Here is a 19,779-nt window from a genome sequence, read left to right as displayed (position 1 = left end):
GCTACCCGCCATTGGTGGGGGCCGCGCTGCCATCATTGCTGTTTCTCGGTGCCGGGTTTTACGCGCTGCATCGGCTGCGTTAGCCGTTGCCGCCTTTGGGCAACACCACCAGTTCCGTTTCCGAAAAACGTCCGGCAAACGCAACGCCAGCAGCAGCAGCAGGCACGCAAAACCGGCTCCCAGGCTGAGACCGATGCCGAGCTTGAAGACCTGGTGCAGGTAAGCCACCGGCGCCAACCACAGACTGGCGATCAAGAACCGCAGCAGGGCTTGCCACCAGCCGATGCCTCGACCATCGTGCCGCCGCACCCGTACCCGCCAGGCGCGCATCCCCAGGGTCTGGCCGCCGTGGACCCAGAACCCACCGTAGAAAAAGAAACACACCAGCAACAGGTAACTGCGAAAGAACGGGTTGCCCACCAATGGGTTGTGTTCTTCGAACGCCGCGCTGCCGACCAGAATCACGGCCAGGCCCAGCGCCAGCGCGGCCGCGACGAACAGCACCCCGGTCAGCAACAACCCGTCATAGCCAATAGCCGCCAGCCGGCGCGGCAATTGCGCCAATGGGAAAGTCAGATTCGATGGCGGCGATTCGACTGCGCGCATCGTCGGTCGGTCATGCGGTCATCGTGGGAATGCAACCGGACCCGTTCGAGTCACTTGCCAGTGGATTTGGTGGCGGTATTCTTGCCGTGCGTCTTGCCTTTGCCGGCGTCGGGTTTGGCGGGTTCTCCGGGCACTGGCACGACGGGCATGCCATTCGTCGCCACGGGTCCGCCCAACCAACCGTTGATCTCCACCATATCTTCTTCCGACAACTGGCCGGCGGCTTGCTTGAGCACCAGGAAATTGGCGATGTAGGAATAGCGGGCGGCGGCATACTCCCGCTCGGCCAAGTAAACGTTACGTTCGGCGTTCAACACATCCACGATGGTGCGGGTGCCGACTTCGTAACCGGCCTGGGTGGCTTCCAACGCACTACGGGTGGACACTCGAGTCTGATCCAAGGCCTTGATCTGGCTGATGGAGGTTTCCTGGCCTCGGTAAGCGTTGCGAACGGTACGGACCGCATCGCGCTGCAGGTTCTCCAGATTCTGGCGGGAGGCTTCGTAGTTGTAGGCCGCCTGGCGAGAGCGGGAGGACACCGCGCCGCCACTGTACAAGGGAATGGTCAATTGCAGGTTGACTTGGCTGCTGATGGTGCGAGTGAACGCGGTGTCCACATCGGCACGGTTGGCATTCAGGTCCAGGGACGGATAATGGCCGGCCTTCTGCAACTGGATATTTTCCCGGGCTTGCTCAACCCCGAAGCCGGCGCTACGCAGCGTCAGATTGTTGTCCAACGCCATGCGCACCCACTGCTCGGGATCGTTGGGATTGGGCAGCGCCAGCGGCATCCGCTCGCTGAGCAGATTGAGTTGCGCATAGTCCTGGCCGGTCAACTGCCGCAAGAGTTCGCGGGCATTGGCCAACTTGTTGATGGCGTCGATCTCCGAGGAAACGGCGCCATCGAATCGGGCCTGGGCATCGTAAACGTCAGTGATGGTGGCTAACCCGACCTCGAACCGCCGGTTGGCCTGTTCGAGCTGGCGGGCGAAGGCGTTTTTCTCCGCCGTGGCGAAAGTCAGATTGTCGATCGCCGCCAGCACGCCGAAGTAGCCCTGTGCCACCCGCAGGATCAGATCGTTCTGCGCGTTGTTGAAGTCGGTATCGGCTTGTTTGATCGTCTCCTCCGCCAATCGCTGCTGTACTTGGCTGGCGCGATTGTAGACGGGCTGCGTCAAACCGATCGCGTAGCTGTGCGTGTTGCCGCCATCACTGCCGGTCGACACGCCCACCACCCCAAAGGTACTGCCACGCGAGGCCGTAACGCCCACGCTCGGCAACAACAGGGCTCGAGCCTGCGGTTTGGCTTCCTGGGAGGCTTGCCGGCTGGCGGCGGCGGCCTTGAGCGCGGGATCGCTCTCCATGGACCGACGGTACACTTGCAGCAGATCTTCCGCCCCTACCGGCTGGCCGAACAGCGCGGCGACCATTCCGGCCAATAGCAAACGGTGCGCTCTAGGCATGGTTGACGGACTCCCTTGGATAACAAGTATTTTAACGATCGCTAATATAGCAAACGGATCATCGCGGCGAAAACCCCGTGCCTGATCAGGAAAAACTGGGACACGAAATTAATAGGTGGGTACGGTGGGATCGACTTCGCGCGACCAGGCATCGATTCCGCCATCCAGATTGGCGACCCGCTCGAAGCCGGCGCGCTTGAGGAACAGAACCACTTGAGCGCTACGGAATCCATGGTGACAAATCACGACCGTCTCCCGCGCCGGATCGAGCTGACGCCAACCGTTCACGACGCGACCCATCGGCAGATTGAACGCACCCTCGATCCAGGCAACCGCCACTTCCCAGGGCTCCCGGACATCCAGCAACAAGGGCGGATCTCGATCCGACGCCAACATTCGTTGGAGTTCGAGGGGCGTCAATTGCCACATGAGGCTCAGAATTCGAAGGCTTTGTGGGGTTCGGCGTTGCGCAACGGCGGCAGTGCGGTGTCGAACAGACTTTCCTCGATCCATTCCCGCTCGCCGGTTCGAGTGACCAGCAACGCCTCCATCACCGGCGGCTGACCCACCACGATAAACAGTCGACCGCCCAGACTCAGGCTTTGCCGCCAGCAGTCGGCGAGCATGGCCACCGAGCCGGTGACGGCGATGACGCCGTAGCGGTGCTCGCCCCAAGCGCGGCTGGCATCTCCGACATGCAGCGTCACGTTACCGATGCCATGCGCCTTGAGCTTGGGCCGGGCGGCTTCGATGAACTCAGGGATGATGTCCACACTGGTCACCCCAGCGGCCAAGCGCGCCAGACAGGCGGTCAGATAAGCGCTGCCGGTGCCGACTTCCAACACCTGATCGACCGGCCGCAGCGCCAGCGCCTGCAGGATGCGGCCCTCGATGGGGGGCTTCAACATGACCTCGCCGTGGCCGAGAGGGATGGCGACATCGCTGAAAGCCAGATTACGGTAGCGCTCCGGCACGAAATCCTCGCGCGGCATACTGGCGAGCGTGTCCAAAACTCGCTGATCCAGCACTTCCCAGGGCCGGATCTGCTGCTCGATCATGTTGAAGCGTGCCTGCTCGAAATTGAATGCGGTCATGTGCGGGGTCCTGTCAACGCCTGGCGGTTTTGGAATGTTGGTGGGGGCCACTCCCCCGGCCGGGATTCGGGGCACACCCATTCTAGCATAAGGCTTTTTCGCACGGCGCGGGCTTACAGAAAGGTCGCCGTCACCGCGAATAGCCGTTCGACTTCGGGCACCCGCTTCTTGTCGACCAGAAACAGGATGACGTGATCATCCGCCTCGATCATGGTGTCGTGATGACAGATGATGACCTCGTCGCCGCGGGCAACGGCGCCGATGGTGGTGCCCGGCGGCAGTTTGATCTCGTCCAGGCGCCGCCCCACGACCTTCGAGGTTTTGTAGTCGCCGTGGGCCACCGCCTCGATCGCTTCAGCGGCGCCCCGACGCAGGGAATGAACCTTGACCACGTCGCCGCGACGCACATGGGTCAGCAGGCTACCGATGGTGGCCTGCTGCGGCGAGATGGCGACATCGATGATGCCGGAGGATTCCACCAGGTCCACGTAGGACACTCGGTTGATCAGCGCCATGACCTTGCGGGCGCCCATGCGCTTGGCCAGCATCGCCGACAGGATATTGGCCTCGTCGTCGTTGGTTACGGCACAGAACACGTCCATGTTTTCGATGTTTTCCTGTCGCAACAGATTTTCGTCGGCGGCATCGCCCTGCAGCACGATCGCCCGGCTCAACTGCTCCGACAACCGTCGGCTGGTGGCGACGTTGCGCTCAATGACCTTGACCTTGAAGCGCTCTTCCAGCGCCTGGGCCAGTCGCGCCCCGATATGGCCGCCGCCAGCGATGATCAGGCGCTTGACCATCTTGTCCAGCTTGCGCAATTCGCTGACGATGGCGCGGGTATTCTTGCGGGCGGCGATGAAAAAAACCTCGTCGTCGGCCGTAATGATGGTGTTGCCTTCCGGAATGATCGGCCTGCCTTGGCGGAAGATGGCGGCCACCCGGGCATCGATACCCGGCATGTGCTCCGGCAGGGTGCGCAACGCCTGGCCCACCAGCGTGCTGCCTTCGTAGGCCTTGACGCCCATCAGCCGGACCTGATCATCGGCGAAATCCAGCACCTGCAAGGAACCGGGATGCTCGATGATGTGGCGGATGTAGTCCGTCACCAGTTGCTCGGGGCTGATCAGCACATCGATCGGCAGCGCCTGATCGCTGAACAGGCGATCCTGATAGGTGATATAGCCCCCCGCCCGAACCCGCGCGATCTTGGTCGGGGTGTTGAACAGGGTGTGCGCCACCTGACAGGCGATCATGTTGACTTCGTCATTGTCGGTCAACGCGATCAGCATGTCGGCGTCGGCGACGCCCGCCTGCTCCAACACACCCGGATAGGCGGCGTGACCGCAGACGGTACGGATATCCAGTCGATCCTGCAGCGCCTGCAAGCGTTCGGCGTTGGCGTCGACCACGGTGACGTCGTTGGCCTCGCTCGCCAGAATGTGCGCGACCGAACCACCCACCTGCCCGGCACCGAGCATCACGATCTTCATAAACCGCCCTCACTCATCCAGCGCCTTCTTGGGATCGATACCCAAGGCGCGCAGCTTGCGGTAGAGGTTGGTGCGCTCCATGCCGACCCGCTCGGCCAACCGCGCCACATTGCCCTCGCATTCCCGGAACTGCTGCATCAGATAGGTTCGCTCGAACTGTTCCCGCGCTTCGCGCAACGGCAGGTTCAGGGGAATGCTGCCAACATCCTGGGATTTGGCGGTGGTGATGCCGCGCACGGCGGCATCCACTTCCTCCAGGGTGATTTCCTCCTCGCCGCCCAGAATCAGTAGGCGCTGCACCAAGTTCTTCAGTTCGCGGATGTTGCCGGGCCAGTTGTAGTTGCGCAGCCGGTTCTGGGCCGCCAGGGTGAAATGGCGGTAGGTCAACCCTTCCTGATCGACGAAATAGCCGATGTAGTAGTTCAGCAGTTCCGGCACGTCCTCGATGTGATCGCGCAACGGCGGCAACTTGATCGGCACCACGTTCAATTGATAATACAGATCCTCGCGGAACCGCCCGATCGCCACCTCCTGCTCCAGATCGCGGTGGGTGGCGGCCGCCACTCGCACGTTGACCCGCACCGGCTCCTTGCCGCCGATGCGCAGGAAGGAGCCGTTTTCCAGGGCACTGGCCAGCTTGGCCTGGGCTTCGAGGTCCATGTCGGCCAGTTCGTCGAGAAACAGGGTGCCGCCACTAGCCTGCTCCAGACGGCCATAGTGAATCCGCTCGCCCTGCTCGGAACCGAACAGTTCCAGACTGGCGTTTTCGCGGGCGATCGAACCGACCCCCACATCCACGAACGGGCCGTTGCGGCGCGGGCTGTGCGCGTGCAGGAAGCGGGCATAAACCTCCTTGCCGGTCCCCGGTTCGCCGAACACCAGCACCGGCGCATCGTGTTGGGCGATCTTGAGCACCTGGGCGCGCAAGCGCTGCACCACCTCGCTGCGGCCGACCGGCTCGGTCACGATCCGCTGCTGGCGGCGCAGGTTCTGGTTTTCCCGCGCCAACCGATCCGCGTCCAGCGCCCGCTCCACGGTCAGCAGCAACTTGGCCATCGACAGCGGCTTCTCGATGAAATCGTAGGCGCCCAGCCGGGTCGCCTCGACCGCAGTCTCGACCGTGCCGTGCCCGGACATCATGATCACCGGACAAGGCAGATGGTCGCCCTCGCTCCATTCCTTCAGCAGGGTGATGCCATCGGTGTCCGGCATCCAGATATCGAGCAGGATCAGATCGGGCCGCTGGGCGCGGCGGGCCTCGCGGGCTGCGGCGGCATTCTCCGCGATGGCGACGCCATAGCCCTCGTCTTCCAGGATTTCCTTCACCAGATCGCGAATGTCCGGCTCATCATCGACCACCAGAATATAAGATGCGCTCATCCGGCCTCCTTATCGGCATTTAACGGCACGGCGGGACCGGCAGGCAGGACCGGGGACCCGGCGGCGCCGCGCAGCGGCAACCGGACCACGATCCGGGCGCCGCCATCCGCCGGCGATTCCAACTGGATCCATCCCCCGTGTTCTTCAACGATTTTCTTGACGATGGCCAATCCTAGTCCGGTTCCCTTGGGTTTGGTAGTCACATAGGGCTCGAAGGCGCTGTTCAGGATGTTGTCGGGAAAACCGGGACCGTCGTCGCGCAAACTCAGTTGGGCGCAATCGGCGCCGGTCACATGTTCGCGAGCGGTACCAATCCACAAGGTCGAACCGTGACCGTCGCCGATGGCCTCGATCGAGTTCTTGACCAGATTGTGCAGCAACTGGCGTAGCCGACCCTTGTCGGCGTTGATCGGCAGCGACTCATCGGCCAGATCCAGCTTAATCTCCACGCCGGCTGGATAATCGCGGTACAGATAGAGCACTTCGGCAACGAATTCGTTCAATTCCACCGGTTCCAGGCGCAGACGCGGCGGGCGCGCGTATTCGTTGAAAGCGTCCACCATCTCCTTCATCGCCTGCACCTGTTGGATGATGGTGTGGGTACCGCGATCCAGCACCCGGCCTTGCTCCGCATCGAATTGCTTGAGGTACTTGTGACGAATGCGCTCGGTGGCTAATTGAATCGGCGTCAGCGGATTCTTGATTTCGTGCGCCAGGCGGCGCGCCACCTCGGCCCAGGCGGCGTCGCGTTCGGCCTGCATCAGATGGGTGATGTCGTCGAAAACCACGACGTGACCACCGCGCAGGCCGACCGTGTCCGGCAGCGAACTGCCGCGACACATCAGAATGCGTCGGCCAGAGCCACTGAACCAGCTAATCTCCTGCCGCCAGTCGCCGGTCTCGACGAACCGAGGCGCGATCGCCTCCAGAAAATCCTGCAACACCGGCTGTTCGATCGCGATGATCTGGCTGTGGGTGCCGACGAACGCCTTTAAGTCCACGCCCAGGATTTGGCTGGCCGCCTCGTTGCAGGTTTGCAGACGGCCAGCCTGATCGATGGTCAGGACCCCGGACGACAATCGCGCCAGCATCGCCTCCAGATAAGCGCGCTGACTTTCGACCAGTTCCTGGCTGCGCTGCGCGGCGTCGCGCGCTTGCGCCAGGTTACGGGTCATCTGGTTGAAGGACTGCACCAGGAACCCCAACTCGTCGGTACCGGCGCGGGTCATCAGTTGTTTGTCGAACTGGCCGGCGGCGACCGCTTGGGTGCCATCGGCCAGCTCGCGCAACGGCCGCACCAAGCGGTGCGCGGTGTAGAACGCGGCCCAGAACGCCGCCAGTACCGCCAGCAATAGCGCCAGCGACAGAATCAGGGTGAAACTGGCTTTCAACGGTGCTCGCAGGAAGATCAATTCCTTATAGCTGTCGAAGGCCGCCTGCACCGCGTCGGCCAATAGGCTGAGCCGGTCGGTCACCGGAAACAGCGCTTGCAGCAACCGCTCCTCGTTGCCGAAGCTGGTGACCCGCACCACCACGCGGATATGGAACCCCGTGTCGCGGACCGGCTCCAGGCCGACGTAATCGCGACCCTGCCGCACCTGCAGCACCACCACATCCGGCGGCGGTTCCGGCAACACCGACGATGGATAGGCGGTGGCGGTGGCGATGATGCGGCCACCGCGCCCGAATAGAGTCAGCTCGGAAGCCTCGCCGAAATCGAGCAGGTCGTCCAGGCGCCGGGCCACCTGCTCTCCGTCGCTTTCGGCGACGCTGTCGGCGATCCGCGTGGTCTGCTTGAGTAACTCGCGCATCCGCAGATCCAATGCGGTGCGGCTGAGCTCCAGGGCGTCCTCCAGGCCGCGGTCCACCTGCACGTTGAACCAGCTATCGATGCCCCGTTGCAGGAAATTCAGCGAGAAGCCGTAAACCAGCGCCACCGGCGTGATGGCCAGCACGGCGAAGATCCCCACCAACCGCAAGATCAACCGTGCGCCGGGCACCTGACGGCGGTACAAACCGAGCAAACTGATCAGATTGTAAAGAATCAGCGCCGCCAATACCGCCAGCCCGACGGCGCTGGCCAACAACAGCCAGGCATACACCTGTTCGAAATGGGTCGAGTTGGTGGTGGCGCCCGCCACCACCACCAACATGACCAACAGCAAGCCCAGTAGCACCAGCACGGGAAACAACCCTTGGCCACGGGCGAGCCGGCGGATCAAAGCGGCCACGTATACCACTCGCTGGTCAGTTGCCAATCCTCGGAGAGATAGGCGAACAAGCGCAACGGTGTCGGCAAGGTATCGAGTGCGAGTTGCGCCCGCAAAGCCCCTTCATACCGCCGGTCGGGCGCCAGCAGGCTGCGATCGAGCAGGGGGAATTCGTGAATCCGGCCCATGAACCGCAGCGCGGCCGGGCGGGTGGAGAAGTTGCGGCGCTCACCGCTGTTGAGGTTGTGAACCAGATATTGCCGGCTCAGCGCATGGTATTCGAGACGGAAGCGTTGCACCAACGAATAGACTGTTTCATCCCACACCCACGAGCGCCGCCGCCGCACTTCCATCAGCAGTTCGATGGTCAGCGGCACTCCGTTTTGCAGGGCGTCCAGCGCTGGCTCGCTAAAGCTGTATTCGATTTGGGCGTTCAGACGGTAAACGCCGTCGCCCAGGCGGGTGCTAGCCTCGATCACATCAAACCCGGCCGCTTGGACGTCAGTGACCCTCAACAGCACCAGCAACGCCAACAACACCAGCAGTCTGGCGCGGAGCCGGATCTGCATCAGGGCACCGGCCGGCATGATGCCTCCGAGGTCGCGGCCTGCTTGCCAAGCACAGCGTAATAAAAGCCATCCATGCCACTTTCGCCCGGCAGAATCTGACGGCCATGCGATAAGACGCGCCCCCAACCCGCCACGATCGGCTGCTCGTGGGCATCCGGATGGGTGGCGAGAAAGGCCGCCACCACCCGCTCGTTCTCCGCGCGCAGCACCGAACAGGTCACATACAGAAGCCGGCCACCCGGCCGCAGCAGCGGCCACAATCCGGTCAGCAACGCCTGTTGCCGTTCGGCCAGCGCGGCGATATCGCTCTCGCGGCGCAGCAGCTTGATATCGGGATGGCGGCGGATCACCCCGGTCGCCGAACAAGGGGCGTCCAGCAGAATGCGGTCATAAAGCGCGCCGTCCCACCAGTCCGCCGGCCGCCGGGCGTCACCCGCGAGCAATCGGGCATTCAGCCGCAATCGGGTCAAGGTGTCGCGCACCCGCTCCAATCGACCGGCGTCGCAATCCAGCGCGGTCAGATCAAGGTCCGGCACGCATTCCAGCAAATGCCCGGTCTTACCGCCGGGCGCGGCGCAGGCGTCCAGCACCCGTTGCCCCGGTCGAACCGCCAGCAGCGATGCCGCCAGTTGCGCGCCGGTATCCTGAACCGACACCCAACCCTCGGCGAAACCCGGCAATATCGCCGGATCGGTGGGAGTGGACAGGGTCAATGCGGTTTCGACCGCCGCCGGCCCGGCGTCGTAACCCGCCGTCGCCAGTCGTTGCCGGTACGCCTCCCGATCGAGCCGAAGACGATTGATCCGCAGCGTGAAAGGCGGCCGGACATTGTTGGCGGCGACGATGGCCGGCCAATCGTCCGGCCAATCCCGCCGCAGCCAGTCCAACAACCAGCGCGGATGGGCGGCACGGGCTTCCGCGTCCGCCTCGATCAGCGCCTCCAGTTCCGCGCGGCGGCGCAGCGCGCTTCGCAGCACCGCGTTGACCAGACCCGCCGCCCAGGGTTTGCGCAAGGGGCGGACGGCGGCGACGGTTTCGGCCACCGCAGCGTGTTCGGGAACGCGCAAATGCCATAACTGGTAGAGACCCGCCAGCAGCAAACCCCGAAGCACCTGCTCGCCGGGCTCCAGTGGTCTGGCCAGCAATCGATCGAGCAAAAACCGCAATTGCGGCTGCCAGCGACAGACGCCGTAACACAGCTCCTGCAGCAAACCGCGTTCACCCGGATCGGCGTGTGCCAGCGCCGACGGCAGCACCGTGGCCAGCGACTCCCCCTCGCCCAATACCCGACCCAGCGCCTGAGCCGCGATAACGCGGGCGTTCATGCCGCGCCCAACCGCTGGCCAGCCAGTCGGTGGGCGTTCAGAAACGCCGCAGCCGGCAATGGCCGGCCGCCGGGCAGTTGCACTTCGGTCAACCACAGCACCCCGGAACCGGCCGCAACCACGATACCCGCCGAGTCTTCGCGCAGGACCGTGCCGGGCGCGGCGGTCACCGACTCCCGCTCAGCCCGAGCCCGCCAGACGCGCAGCGGTTGACCGTCCAACCAGGTTCGGGCGATGGGGTAAGGGTTGAACGCCAGTACCCGCCGCTCCAATTCCGACGCCGGCCGGGTCCAGTCCAGGTCGGCCTCGGCCTTGTCCAGCTTGGGCGCGTAGGTGGCGAGGGCGTCGTTCTGCGCTTCGGCGATCAGTCGTCCGGCCAACAGATCCGGCAACGCCGCCCGCAGCGTGTCGGCGCCCAGCGCGGCCAATCGATCGTGCAACTCGCCACCCGTCGTCCCCCGATGAATCGGGCAGGCGGCCCGCGCCAGCACCGGCCCGGTATCCAGGCCGGCTTCCATGCGCATGAGGCAGATGCCGGTCTCGTCGTCGCCGGCCAGCAGCGCCCGCTGAATCGGCGCGGCGCCGCGCCAGCGCGGCAACAACGAGGCATGGATGTTGACGCAGCCCAGTCGCGGGATCGCCAGCACCGCCAGCGGCAGGATCAGGCCATAGGCGGCCACCACCAACAGATCCGGCGCCGTGGCCGTCAGTTCGGCCCAAACGGCGGGATCACGCAAACTGACCGGCTGGTGGACCGGAATGCCGGCGGCCCGCGCGCAAACCTTGACCGGACTGGCGCGCAACTGTCGGCCGCGCCCGGCCGGCCGATCCGGTTGGGTATAGACGGCGACGGGTGCACGGCCGGCATCGATCAGGGCTTGCAGGGCGGGCACCGCGAAATCGGGAGTACCCGCGAAGATCAGACGTAACGAAGCAACGGTCATGCGGCAGGCGGTTTGGCGGAGGCGTCACCCGTTTTCCGGAAACGGGTGACGCCATTTGGCGGAGCGGGCACGGCGCCGGACGCATCCATGCTCAGGACGCGTGCGATTCCAGTCGGGTCTGTTTTTCCAGTTTCTTGCGGATGCGGTCGCGCTTCAGCGCCGACAGATAATCCACGAACAGCTTGCCGTCCAGATGATCGATCTCGTGCTGGATGCAGACCGCCAACAGGCCGCTGGCGTCGAGCTCGAACGGTTCGCCGTCGCGGTCCAGCGCGCTGACTCGGACCCGCTCGGCGCGGCGGACGGTTTCGTAAAAGCCCGGCACCGACAAACAACCCTCCTCCATCTCGCCTTCGCCTTCCCGCTCCAGCAAGGTCGGATTGATGAACACCAGCGGCTGGTTTTTTTTCCTCGGAAACATCCATCACCACGATACGTTTCCGAACGTTGACCTGAGTCGCGGCCAAACCGATGCCCGGCGCCGCGTACATAGTCTCCAGCATGTCGGCCACCAGCACGCGCACGCCGTCGTCGACGATTTCCACCGGCAGCGCCGGTTTGCGCAGCCGGGAATCGGGATAATGCAGTATGGTCAATCGGGCCATGGTAGCTCCACGAATGCTTCGTTCAGTCGACTAAACTAGCTTTTGCATATGGAAATCATACGAGAAACCCCGGCATGAGGGCTATACTTTAGCGCGATGGGGGTGATTCGCTACACTCCCGCCCGTTTCTTCGGAGGATGAGCAAGGACCATGAACATCTCGCGTTCCTCAAAACAGCTTGGGACTACCCTGTCGCTGGCGGCGGCGGTCCTGCTCGGGGCGTGCGCCCAAATGCCTTCCCAGCCCGAATCCGGCCCCGCCGCCACCGAACCACCGCTGCTTTCGGGAGCGGCGGCGGGAACCGCCGGCGCAACACCGGCGCCAGCACCGGTCGTGCTGCGGCAGGACCATCCCCAAACCTACACCGTGGCCCCCGGCGACACACTGTGGAGCATCGCCGGACGGTTTCTGCAAGACCCCTGGCGGTGGCGGGAGATCTGGCGGCAAAACCCGCAGCTTCGCAACCCCAACCGGATCTACCCCGGCGACGTGCTCCAGTTCAGCCACGACGCCGACGGTCAGCCCCAGTTGGCGGTCGCCGAACGCGACGAGGTTCCGCTGCTCAAACTGTCGCCCAAGGTTCGAATCGAGGAATTGAGCCAACCGATCCCGCCGGTGCCGCGCGATGCGGTCGAATCGTTCCTGACCCGCGCCGTGATCCTGAGCGACGCCCAGTGGAAAGGGACGCCCTACATCGTGGCCGACGACGACGACCAGGTCGTCTACGCCGCCCGCGACCGGGTATACGCGCGCGGCTCTCTCTTCGACCAGCCACGCTATCAAGTGTTCCGCCCCGGCGAAGCGCTGCGCGAGCCGGGTTCCGACCGCTACCTGGGCACCCCCGGCGTCTATCTGGGCGAAGCGATCCTGGACCAGGATGGCGATCCGGCCACGTTCACGCTGGCCAACACCATCGCCCCGATCCGGGCCGGCGACCGGCTGCTGCCGATCGAAGCCGAACGCGAGCTGTACAGCTTCGAGCCGCATCCGGTCCCACCGGACACGGAAGGCTCCATCATCGCCAAACTCGACACCGATGTTACCCAGATCACCCAGTACAGCAGTCTCATCGTCAATCTGGGCGCTCAGGAAGGCATCGAGCCCGGCCATGTGCTCGCCATCTACGGCAGGGGACGGACAGTCGAGGATCCGGTCTCCGGTGGCAGCGTCAAGCTGCCGGGCGAACGAGCCGGCCTGTTGATGATTTACAAGGTTCACGATCTGGTCAGCTACGGCTTGGTGATGCAGGCCGAGCGCGCCATCCGCTTGCAGGATCGGGTAACCACCCCCTGAACCGTAACGCCACGCCTCCGGCCACCGAACCGGCCTGGCTGCTGGCGCTGTTGCGGGCACCGGGCATCGGGCCGACCCGTTTTGCCCGGCTGCTGACGCACTACGGTTCGGCGGCGGCGGTTTTCGCCGCCGACCACGCCGAGCTACGGCAACTGGATCTGCCGGCCACCGCGCTCGACGCGTTGCGCCAACCCGACTGGCGGCGGGTGGAACAGGATTTGGCCTGGCTGGAACGACCCGACAACCACCTGCTGCAACTGGACGACCCCCGCTACCCACCGCTGTTGCGGCAGATCACCTATCCGCCACCGCTGCTGTTCGTCCACGGCGACCCCGAGTGTTTGCGGGCGCCGCAACTCGCCATCGTCGGCACCCGCAACCCGACCCCGCTCGGCCGGGAAACCGCCCACCATTTCGCCGCCCATCTGGCCGGCGCCGGCCTGGTCATCACCAGCGGCTTGGCGCTCGGCATCGACGCCGCCGCTCATCAGGGCGCGCTGGCCGGCGGCGGCCCAACCATCGCGGTGATGGGCACCAGCCTGGACCGAGTCTATCCCGCCAGGCACCGGGATCTGGCCCACGCCATCGCCGAGCGCGGCGCGCTGCTATCGGAACTGCCCATCGGCACGCCGCCGATCGCCGAGAACTTCCCCCGGCGCAATCGCCTGATCAGCGGGCTGGCCCTGGGCGTGCTGGTGGTGGAAGCCGCTCTGCGGAGCGGTTCGCTGATCACCGCCCGCCAGGCCCTCGACCAGGGCCGGGAAGTGTTCGCGATCCCCGGCTCGATTCACAACCCGCTGGTCAAGGGTTGCCATGCATTGATCCGGCAGGGCGCGAAACTGGTGGAGACGGCCGCCGACGTTCTGGAAGAGCTGGGTGCTCTCGCGGCGTTCGTTGGCGACGGCGCCGAAACCCCGACCGCCGCGCCGCCGGCTTCGGAAGCACTGGATGAAGACTACCAGCAACTGCTGGCGGCGATGAACGACGGACCGCTGGCGGTCGATTCGCTGGTGGAACGCTGCGGATTGACGGCGGAAGTGGTTTCCTCCATGCTGTTGATTTTGGAATTGGAAGGTTATGTGGCAGCCGTCCCCGGCGGTCTGTACTGCCGCCTGAAAGCCTGAAAGCCGGCCGCCCAAACCGGCGGTCGCCCGCGCCCACGCCGGACGGCGGGGGTTTTTATCCTTCCCAGATGAGCGCTGGAATGAAAGAAAACGTGTTGGACGTGCTGATGTACCTGTTTCAGAACTACATGGGCGATGATGAGGACACCGACCCCGACCGCGAATCCATCCAGACCGAACTGCTCGCCGCCGGCTTTCCCTCGCGGGAGATCCAACAAGCGTTCGAATGGTTGGACAGCTTGGTCGACCGTCAGGCGATCGCCCTGCCGGTCAACCCCAGTTCCTGCCGCATTTACGTGGCGCCGGAACTGGCGAAGCTGGATGTGGAATGCCAAGGCTTCCTGCTGTTCCTGGAACAAAGCGGCATTCTCAATTCGGAAACCCGCGAACTGGTCATCGATCGAGTCATGGCGCTGGAAGCCGACGATATCGGCCTGCACCAACTCAAGTGGATCGTTCTGATGCTGCTATTCAACCAACCCGGTCAGGAAGAAGCCTGCGCCTGGCTGGAAGATCTGGTGCTCGATAGCCCGCCCGGCTACCTTCATTAAGCGCCAAAGCGCCAAGCGTTCGTCAGATCTTTCCGTCGTGTGCTTGAATTCTCGCCGCGCCGATCGGTCGTGGCGGGAGCATCGCCTTCTCGGGCCGGAGTCCAAACCGGCGCCACCTTTACATCAGTCACCCACAGTGATTTGTCATGAGCAAGAACTTGGTCATCGTGGAGTCGCCGGCCAAGGCGAAAACGATCAAGAAATACCTGGGCAAGGACTTCGAAGTATTGGCCTCCTACGGTCATGTGCGTGACCTGGTCCCCAAGGAGGGCGCGGTCGATCCGGAACACGACTTTGCCATGAAGTATCAGCCGATCGAGAAAAACCTGCGCCATGTCGAAGCCATCGCCAAGGCGGTCGCCAAAGCCGATGCCCTGTATCTGGCCACCGACCCGGACCGCGAGGGCGAAGCCATTTCCTGGCATCTGCACGAAATCCTCCGGCAGCGCGACCTGCTGAGCGACAAACCGGCACAGCGGGTGGTGTTCCACGAAATCACCCAGCGGGCGATTCTGGATGCCATCAACCACCCCCGTCAGCTATCGCTGGACCTGGTCAACGCCCAACAGGCCCGCCGCGCGCTGGACTACCTGGTCGGCTTCAACCTGTCGCCACTGCTGTGGAAGAAAATCCGGCCCGGCTTGTCGGCCGGCCGGGTGCAGTCGCCGGCGCTGCGGATGATCGTCGAGCGCGAGGAGGAAATCGAGCGGTTCCAGACCCGGGAATACTGGAGCCTGGAAGCCGACGCCGCCAAAACCGGCCAGCCGTTCACCGCCCGCCTGCTGGAGTATGCCGGCGAGAAACTAACTCAGTTCAGTATCGCCGACAGTGCTCGGGCGCTGATCCTGGAACAAACCCTGCTGGCCGCGGCGCGCGCGCAACTGGCCGAGTCCGGGGAACCGGCGGCCGATCCCGCCGCCATCGGCCGGTTGCGGGTCGCCAAGGTGGAACGCAAGCAGCGCAAGCGCCATCCCGCCGCGCCGTTCACCACCTCGACCCTGCAGCAGGAAGCTTCGCGCAAGATGGGTTTCTCCACCCAGCGCACCATGCGGGTCGCCCAGCAGTTGTACGAGGGCATCGACACCGGTGGCGGCGCGGTCGGCCTGATCACCTACATGCGCACCGATTCGGTCAACCTCGCTCAGGACGCGCTCGTCGAGATCCGCGCGCTGATCCTCCAGCGCTACGGCGCGCACAACGTGCCGGCCAGCCCCCGGCTGTTCAAGACCAAGGCCAAGAACGCCCAGGAAGCGCACGAAGCGATCCGTCCGACCTCGGTCGCGGTCGCGCCGGAAACCATCCGCGCCCACCTCAACGCCGATCAGTACGCGTTGTACGAGTTGATCTGGAAGCGCACCGTCGCCTGCCAGATGATCCCGGCCACCCTGGACACGGTCGCGGCGGATCTGGCCTGCGGCGCCGGCAACAGCTTCCGCGCCACCGGTTCGGTCGTCGCCGACCCCGGCTTCATGGCGATCTACCGCGAAGGCGTGGACGACCAGGCCGACGACATCGAAGGGCGGATGCTGCCGCCGTTGCGGACGGGCGAATGGGTTGATCTGCTGGCGCTGCGGCCGGAGCAGCACTTCACCGAACCGCCGCCGCGCTTTTCCGAGGCCAGCCTGGTCAAGACCCTGGAAGAATACGGTATCGGCCGACCTTCGACCTATGCGGCGATCATCTCGACGCTGCTGGCCCGCGAATACGCGGTGCTGGACAACCGCCGCTTCAAACCCACCGATATCGGCCGCATCGTCAACCGCTTCTTGACCCAGCATTTCACCCAATATGTGGATTACGACTTCACGGCCCGGTTGGAGGACAACCTGGACGCGGTGTCTCGCGGCGAGGAGGACTGGCTGCCGCTGATGCGGGGTTTCTGGGACCCGTTCAAGCAGCGGGTCGCGGAGAAGACGGAAAACGTCTCGCGCCAGGACGTGGTGCAAAGCCGCGAATTGGGCAACGACCCCAAGACCGGCAAACTGGTTTCGGTGCGGATGGGCCGATTCGGCCCCTACGCGCAGATCGGCGTCAAGGAGGATGCCGACAAACCGCGCTTCGCCAGCCTGCGGCCGGAGCAGCGGATGAATACCCTCACCCTGGATGAGGCTCTGGCGCTGTTTCAATTACCGCGCGATCTCGGCGCCACCGCCGACGGTGAGCCGATCCAGGCCAACATCGGCCGGTTCGGACCCTACGTTCGCTATGGCAAGAGCTACGTTTCGCTGAAACAGGAAGATCCCTACACCGTCAGCCGCGAGCGGGCGCTGGAACTGATCGCCGCGCACCGGCAGGCGGTGGCCAACAAGGTTCTGCGCGAGTTCCCCGATTCTTCCATCCGCATCCTGAACGGCCGCTTCGGTCCCTACATCACCGACGGCAAGAAAAAACGTCCGTCTGCCCAAGGACCGCGATCCAGCCAGCCTGGCGCTGGCCGAGTGCGAAACGCTGGTACGCGACGCGCCCGACAAGAAGCCCGCCACCCGCCGCCGCGCCACCAAATCGTCCTGACCTGGAGTGTCCGCTATCAACCCGCTACGTTTGCGCGCCGTCGCTCGCGCGGTTTGCTCTGGCGGCCTGATCGCCTACCCCACCGAGGCGGTGTACGGGCTCGGCTGCGATCCCCGCAACGAACGAGCGGTGCGGCGCTTGCTCGCGCTCAAGCGCCGGTTGGCGCATAAGGGCCTGATCCTGATCGCGGCCGATTTCGCCCAACTCGCCCCTTTTCTGCGCCCCCTGACCCCGGCCGAGCTGGGGCGGCTGCACGCCAGTTGGCCGGGACCTCACACCTGGCTGGTTCCCGCCCGGCGCGGAACCCCGCGCTGGCTACGGGGCCGACACGACACCCTGGCGGTGCGGGTGACCGCCCATCCGCTGGCGGCGGCGCTGTGCCGAGCTTGCGGCCATCCACTGGTATCCACCAGCGCCAACCTCAGCGGCCGTCCACCAGCTCGCAGCGCGCTGGCGACACGCCGGCAACTGGGGCGGCATCTCGATGCCCTGCTGCCCGGCCCGACCGGCGGCGCGGCCCGACCGACCGCCATCCGCAACTTACGGACCGGCCGGACCATTCGCGGCGGGTGAGGTCAGAGCGGTACCAGGGTCGGGATGACTTGCGCCAGCAGCGCCTTGACCTTATCCATGCTACCGGCCAGATTGCTCTCGATCTCGGCCATGCTGATCGTGCCGGCGACCTTACCCGCCGCCCAGTTGGCCACCACCGCGCACGCGGCATAGCGCATGCCCAGCTCGCGAGCCAGGGCGGCTTCCGGCATTCCGGTCATGCCGACGATGTCGCAGCCGTCCCGCTCCAGCCGGCGGATTTCCGCCGCCGTCTCCAGCCGTGGTCCCGGCATCGCCGCGTAAGTGCATGACTCGCGCGCCTCAAGGCCCAGCTCGCGAGCCGCCTGGATCAGCCGTTCTCGCAGTTCCAGGCAGTAGGGCTCGGTAAAATCGATATGGGTAACGTGGCTCAGGTTGTCCTCGAAGAAGGTGCAGTGCCGGCCCCAAGTGTAATCCACGATCTGATCGGGAAACGCCAGTACCCCTGGTGCCATATCGGCGCGAATGCCGCCCACCGCCGCCACCGCGACGACCTGCTCGACGCCAAGCCGGTGTAGCGCCCAGAGGTTGGCTCGGTAGTTGATCTTGTGCGGCGGCAAGGTGTGATGCTGGCCATGGCGAGCCAGGAAAACCACGGCCCGTCCCCCCAGTTCACCGTGAATTGCGGGGCTGGACGGCTCGCCGTAGGGCGTGGACAGCGTTTCCCGATGTGCGGTCCGCAGGGTGTCCAGGGTAGTGAGGCCGGTGCCTCCGATGATGGCGACGGTGGGTGTCATAACGGTAACCTCGCGGTCGGAAACAACAATCAGGGAGAGGTAACGAGCCGGGCCGGCAACCGCTCAATCGCGAGCGGCGTAGATGGCGGGCAACTGGCGCCAATATTCCTTGTAGTCCATGCCGCAGCCGAACACATAGCGATCCGGCACCTCCAGCCCGATGAAGTCCACATGCAATCCTGGTGTCTTGCGGTCATGTCGCTTGTTTGCCAATACCGCGCTGTGAACCGCCGCCGCACCCTGCCGGCGCACTTCCTCCAGGATCGCCTTGAGGGTGTCGCCTTCGTCGAAGATATCGTCGACCACCAACACGGTTCGGCCGGCGACCGCCGGCCGCGGCGGCGCGATCCAGTCGATGGTGCCGCCGCAGATACCGCCGCGATAACGGGTGGCATGCAAGTAACCGACTTGCAGAGGAAAGTGCAAGCGGGACAATAGCAGCGCGCCGGGAATAAAGGCACCGTTCATGACCACCAGCACCAGCGGATTGCAATCTCCCAACCGGACGGTTACGGCGGCCGCCAAGCGGTCCAGTGCGATCTCAACCTGCTCCGGCGCACAGAGCAATTCGGCCTCGCGCAATACGACAGAAGCCTGTTCGGCGGTAATCGAGGACATGGCGAACTTCGGTTTAGGTGAAAAAAAACGCTCCCAGCGGTTTCAGATATCCATATCCAGCAGCGGGAACGCATCGTAGTCGTGCACCAAGCGGACCGCCCGCTGCCAGACCGGGCCACGGCGCAGGCGTTCCAGGGTGGGATGGCCACGCCCGTGCAGGCGGATCAGTCGCAACTGGCTGACCGGTTCCGCCACATGGCGCAGGTTCTCCAAAATAGCGCTGGCGGCGCGACGGTCGTTGCAGGCCAGCACCATGTCGCAACCGGCCGTCAGCGCCGCCTCGGCCCGCTCGGGCGCCGCGCCGGCCTCGCCCGCGCCGGCCATGTCCAGATCGTCGCTGAAGATCGTCCCCTGGAATTCCAGACGTCGCCGCAGGATGTCTCGCAGCCAGCGCGCCGAAAAACCGGCCGGCCGGTCGTCCACCTGAGGATAGAGCACATGCGCGGGCATGATGGCGGCCAACCCGTAATGAATCATGCGCTCGAAGGCCAACAGATCGGCATGTTCCAGATCGGCGTAGGCGCGCGGATCCACCGGCAACTCCAGATGCGAGTCGGCGGCGATGCCGCCATGCCCTGGAAAATGCTTGCCGACCGCCTCCATGCCCGCCTTCTGCATGCCACTGACATAGGCGTGGGCCAAATCCGCCACCGCTTCGGGATCGC

The 19,779-nt window shown here is 64.7% G+C and carries 17 protein-coding genes and 2 pseudogenes; 5 read left to right on the top strand and 14 right to left on the bottom strand.

All coding sequences use genetic code 11. The annotated features are described in order from the left end of the window. The 11 genes and pseudogenes from E4P82_RS17295 to def all read right to left on the bottom strand — a co-directional run. Positions 1-606: RDD family protein (locus E4P82_RS17295; RefSeq protein WP_169250047.1), on the bottom strand; the 606-nt coding region annotated here is incomplete at its 3' end. A 50-nt stretch (positions 607-656) separates the two neighbouring features. After that, on the bottom strand, positions 657-2,069 hold the full coding sequence (locus E4P82_RS17290) for a TolC family outer membrane protein (RefSeq protein WP_169250046.1): 1,413 nt from the start codon (positions 2,067-2,069) through the stop codon (positions 657-659). A 108-nt stretch (positions 2,070-2,177) separates the two neighbouring features. Next, complete coding sequence (locus E4P82_RS17285) at positions 2,178-2,498, bottom strand: rhodanese-like domain-containing protein (RefSeq protein WP_169250045.1); 321 nt, start codon at positions 2,496-2,498, stop codon at positions 2,178-2,180. 5 nt (positions 2,499-2,503) lie between these two features. Then, a complete protein-coding gene (locus tag E4P82_RS17280; protein WP_169250044.1) occupies positions 2,504-3,163 on the bottom strand; it encodes a protein-L-isoaspartate O-methyltransferase family protein in 660 nt (219 codons plus the stop codon). Between the two features lie 113 nt (positions 3,164-3,276). Beyond that, entirely contained in the window at positions 3,277-4,656 is a 1,380-nt protein-coding gene (trkA, locus tag E4P82_RS17275; protein WP_169250043.1) for a Trk system potassium transporter TrkA, read from the bottom strand. Positions 4,657-4,665: 9 nt separating this feature from the next. Continuing rightward, entirely contained in the window at positions 4,666-6,036 is a 1,371-nt protein-coding gene (locus E4P82_RS17270) for a sigma-54-dependent transcriptional regulator (RefSeq protein ID WP_169250042.1), read from the bottom strand. Beyond that, a complete protein-coding gene (locus E4P82_RS17265) occupies positions 6,033-8,267 on the bottom strand; it encodes a sensor histidine kinase (protein WP_312915519.1) in 2,235 nt (744 codons plus the stop codon). Before E4P82_RS17265 ends, E4P82_RS17270 begins: the two co-directional genes overlap by 4 nt. Next, positions 8,255-8,833, bottom strand: coding sequence for a DUF4390 domain-containing protein (locus tag E4P82_RS17260; RefSeq protein ID WP_211203194.1), 579 nt, complete (start codon positions 8,831-8,833; stop codon positions 8,255-8,257). The genes E4P82_RS17265 and E4P82_RS17260 overlap by 13 nt, the downstream gene beginning before the upstream one ends. Next, positions 8,815-10,140: a 16S rRNA (cytosine(967)-C(5))-methyltransferase RsmB gene (rsmB, locus tag E4P82_RS17255; RefSeq protein WP_169250041.1), complete on the bottom strand. Its 1,326-nt coding sequence runs from the start codon at positions 10,138-10,140 to the stop codon at positions 8,815-8,817. Before rsmB ends, E4P82_RS17260 begins: the two co-directional genes overlap by 19 nt. Continuing rightward, a complete protein-coding gene (fmt, locus tag E4P82_RS17250) occupies positions 10,137-11,084 on the bottom strand; it encodes a methionyl-tRNA formyltransferase (protein ID WP_169250040.1) in 948 nt (315 codons plus the stop codon). Before fmt ends, rsmB begins: the two co-directional genes overlap by 4 nt. Before the next feature lie 91 nt (positions 11,085-11,175). Beyond that, positions 11,176-11,689, bottom strand: a pseudogene (gene def, locus E4P82_RS17245) (peptide deformylase). Positions 11,690-11,839: 150 nt separating this feature from the next. Between def and E4P82_RS17240 the strand changes: the two are divergent. The 5 genes and pseudogenes from E4P82_RS17240 (at position 11,840) to tsaC (ending at position 17,741) form a co-directional block, all read left to right on the top strand. Beyond that, positions 11,840-12,982: a LysM peptidoglycan-binding domain-containing protein gene (locus tag E4P82_RS17240; protein WP_169250039.1), complete on the top strand. Its 1,143-nt coding sequence runs from the start codon at positions 11,840-11,842 to the stop codon at positions 12,980-12,982. A gap of 41 nt (positions 12,983-13,023) precedes the next feature. Continuing rightward, complete coding sequence (gene dprA / locus E4P82_RS17235) at positions 13,024-14,106, top strand: DNA-processing protein DprA (RefSeq protein WP_169250049.1); 1,083 nt, start codon at positions 13,024-13,026, stop codon at positions 14,104-14,106. A gap of 80 nt (positions 14,107-14,186) precedes the next feature. After that, positions 14,187-14,657 carry a Smg family protein gene (locus E4P82_RS17230; RefSeq protein WP_169250038.1) on the top strand — a complete coding sequence of 157 codons (471 nt, stop codon included), beginning with the start codon at positions 14,187-14,189 and terminating at the stop codon, positions 14,655-14,657. Between the two features lie 146 nt (positions 14,658-14,803). Continuing rightward, positions 14,804-17,168, top strand: a pseudogene (locus E4P82_RS17225) (DNA topoisomerase I). A gap of 15 nt (positions 17,169-17,183) precedes the next feature. Then, positions 17,184-17,741 (top strand): L-threonylcarbamoyladenylate synthase type 1 TsaC, encoded by a 558-nt coding sequence (tsaC, locus tag E4P82_RS17220; RefSeq protein WP_169250048.1) that lies wholly within the window; start codon positions 17,184-17,186, stop codon positions 17,739-17,741. A gap of 2 nt (positions 17,742-17,743) precedes the next feature. Here tsaC and E4P82_RS17215 read toward each other — a convergent pair whose 3' ends face one another. The 3 genes from E4P82_RS17215 to nagZ form a co-directional block, all read right to left on the bottom strand. Next, on the bottom strand, positions 17,744-18,496 hold the full coding sequence (locus tag E4P82_RS17215; RefSeq protein WP_169250037.1) for an S-methyl-5'-thioinosine phosphorylase: 753 nt from the start codon (positions 18,494-18,496) through the stop codon (positions 17,744-17,746). A gap of 63 nt (positions 18,497-18,559) precedes the next feature. Further along, on the bottom strand, positions 18,560-19,114 hold the full coding sequence (locus tag E4P82_RS17210; protein WP_169250036.1) for a hypoxanthine-guanine phosphoribosyltransferase: 555 nt from the start codon (positions 19,112-19,114) through the stop codon (positions 18,560-18,562). Between the two features lie 42 nt (positions 19,115-19,156). Then, a partial coding sequence (gene nagZ / locus E4P82_RS17205) for a beta-N-acetylhexosaminidase (RefSeq protein ID WP_169250035.1) occupies positions 19,157-19,779 on the bottom strand: 623 nt, incomplete at its 5' end.

Source organism: Candidatus Competibacter phosphatis, from assembly GCF_012939995.1.
GTDB classification, from domain to species: domain Bacteria; phylum Pseudomonadota; class Gammaproteobacteria; order Competibacterales; family Competibacteraceae; genus Competibacter; species Competibacter phosphatis.
This window is presented reverse-complemented; position numbering and strand designations above follow the sequence as displayed.

Excerpts from the sequence above, each read along its gene's own strand:
- E4P82_RS17285 (WP_169250045.1), bottom strand. The coding sequence starts at position 2,498 with ATGTGGCAATTGACGCCCCTCGAACTCCAACGAATGTTGGCGTCGGAT.
- E4P82_RS17215 (WP_169250037.1), bottom strand. The coding sequence starts at position 18,496 with ATGACACCCACCGTCGCCATCATCGGAGGCACCGGCCTCACTACCCTG.
- trkA (WP_169250043.1), bottom strand. The coding sequence starts at position 4,656 with ATGAAGATCGTGATGCTCGGTGCCGGGCAGGTGGGTGGTTCGGTCGCG.
- E4P82_RS17270 (WP_169250042.1), bottom strand. The coding sequence starts at position 6,036 with ATGAGCGCATCTTATATTCTGGTGGTCGATGATGAGCCGGACATTCGC.
- E4P82_RS17280 (WP_169250044.1), bottom strand. The coding sequence starts at position 3,163 with ATGACCGCATTCAATTTCGAGCAGGCACGCTTCAACATGATCGAGCAG.
- E4P82_RS17240 (WP_169250039.1), top strand. The coding sequence starts at position 11,840 with ATGAACATCTCGCGTTCCTCAAAACAGCTTGGGACTACCCTGTCGCTG.
- E4P82_RS17290 (WP_169250046.1), bottom strand. The coding sequence starts at position 2,069 with ATGCCTAGAGCGCACCGTTTGCTATTGGCCGGAATGGTCGCCGCGCTG.
- E4P82_RS17210 (WP_169250036.1), bottom strand. The coding sequence starts at position 19,114 with ATGTCCTCGATTACCGCCGAACAGGCTTCTGTCGTATTGCGCGAGGCC.
- rsmB (WP_169250041.1), bottom strand. The coding sequence starts at position 10,140 with ATGAACGCCCGCGTTATCGCGGCTCAGGCGCTGGGTCGGGTATTGGGC.
- E4P82_RS17260 (WP_211203194.1), bottom strand. The coding sequence starts at position 8,833 with ATGCCGGCCGGTGCCCTGATGCAGATCCGGCTCCGCGCCAGACTGCTG.
- E4P82_RS17230 (WP_169250038.1), top strand. The coding sequence starts at position 14,187 with ATGAAAGAAAACGTGTTGGACGTGCTGATGTACCTGTTTCAGAACTAC.
- fmt (WP_169250040.1), bottom strand. The coding sequence starts at position 11,084 with ATGACCGTTGCTTCGTTACGTCTGATCTTCGCGGGTACTCCCGATTTC.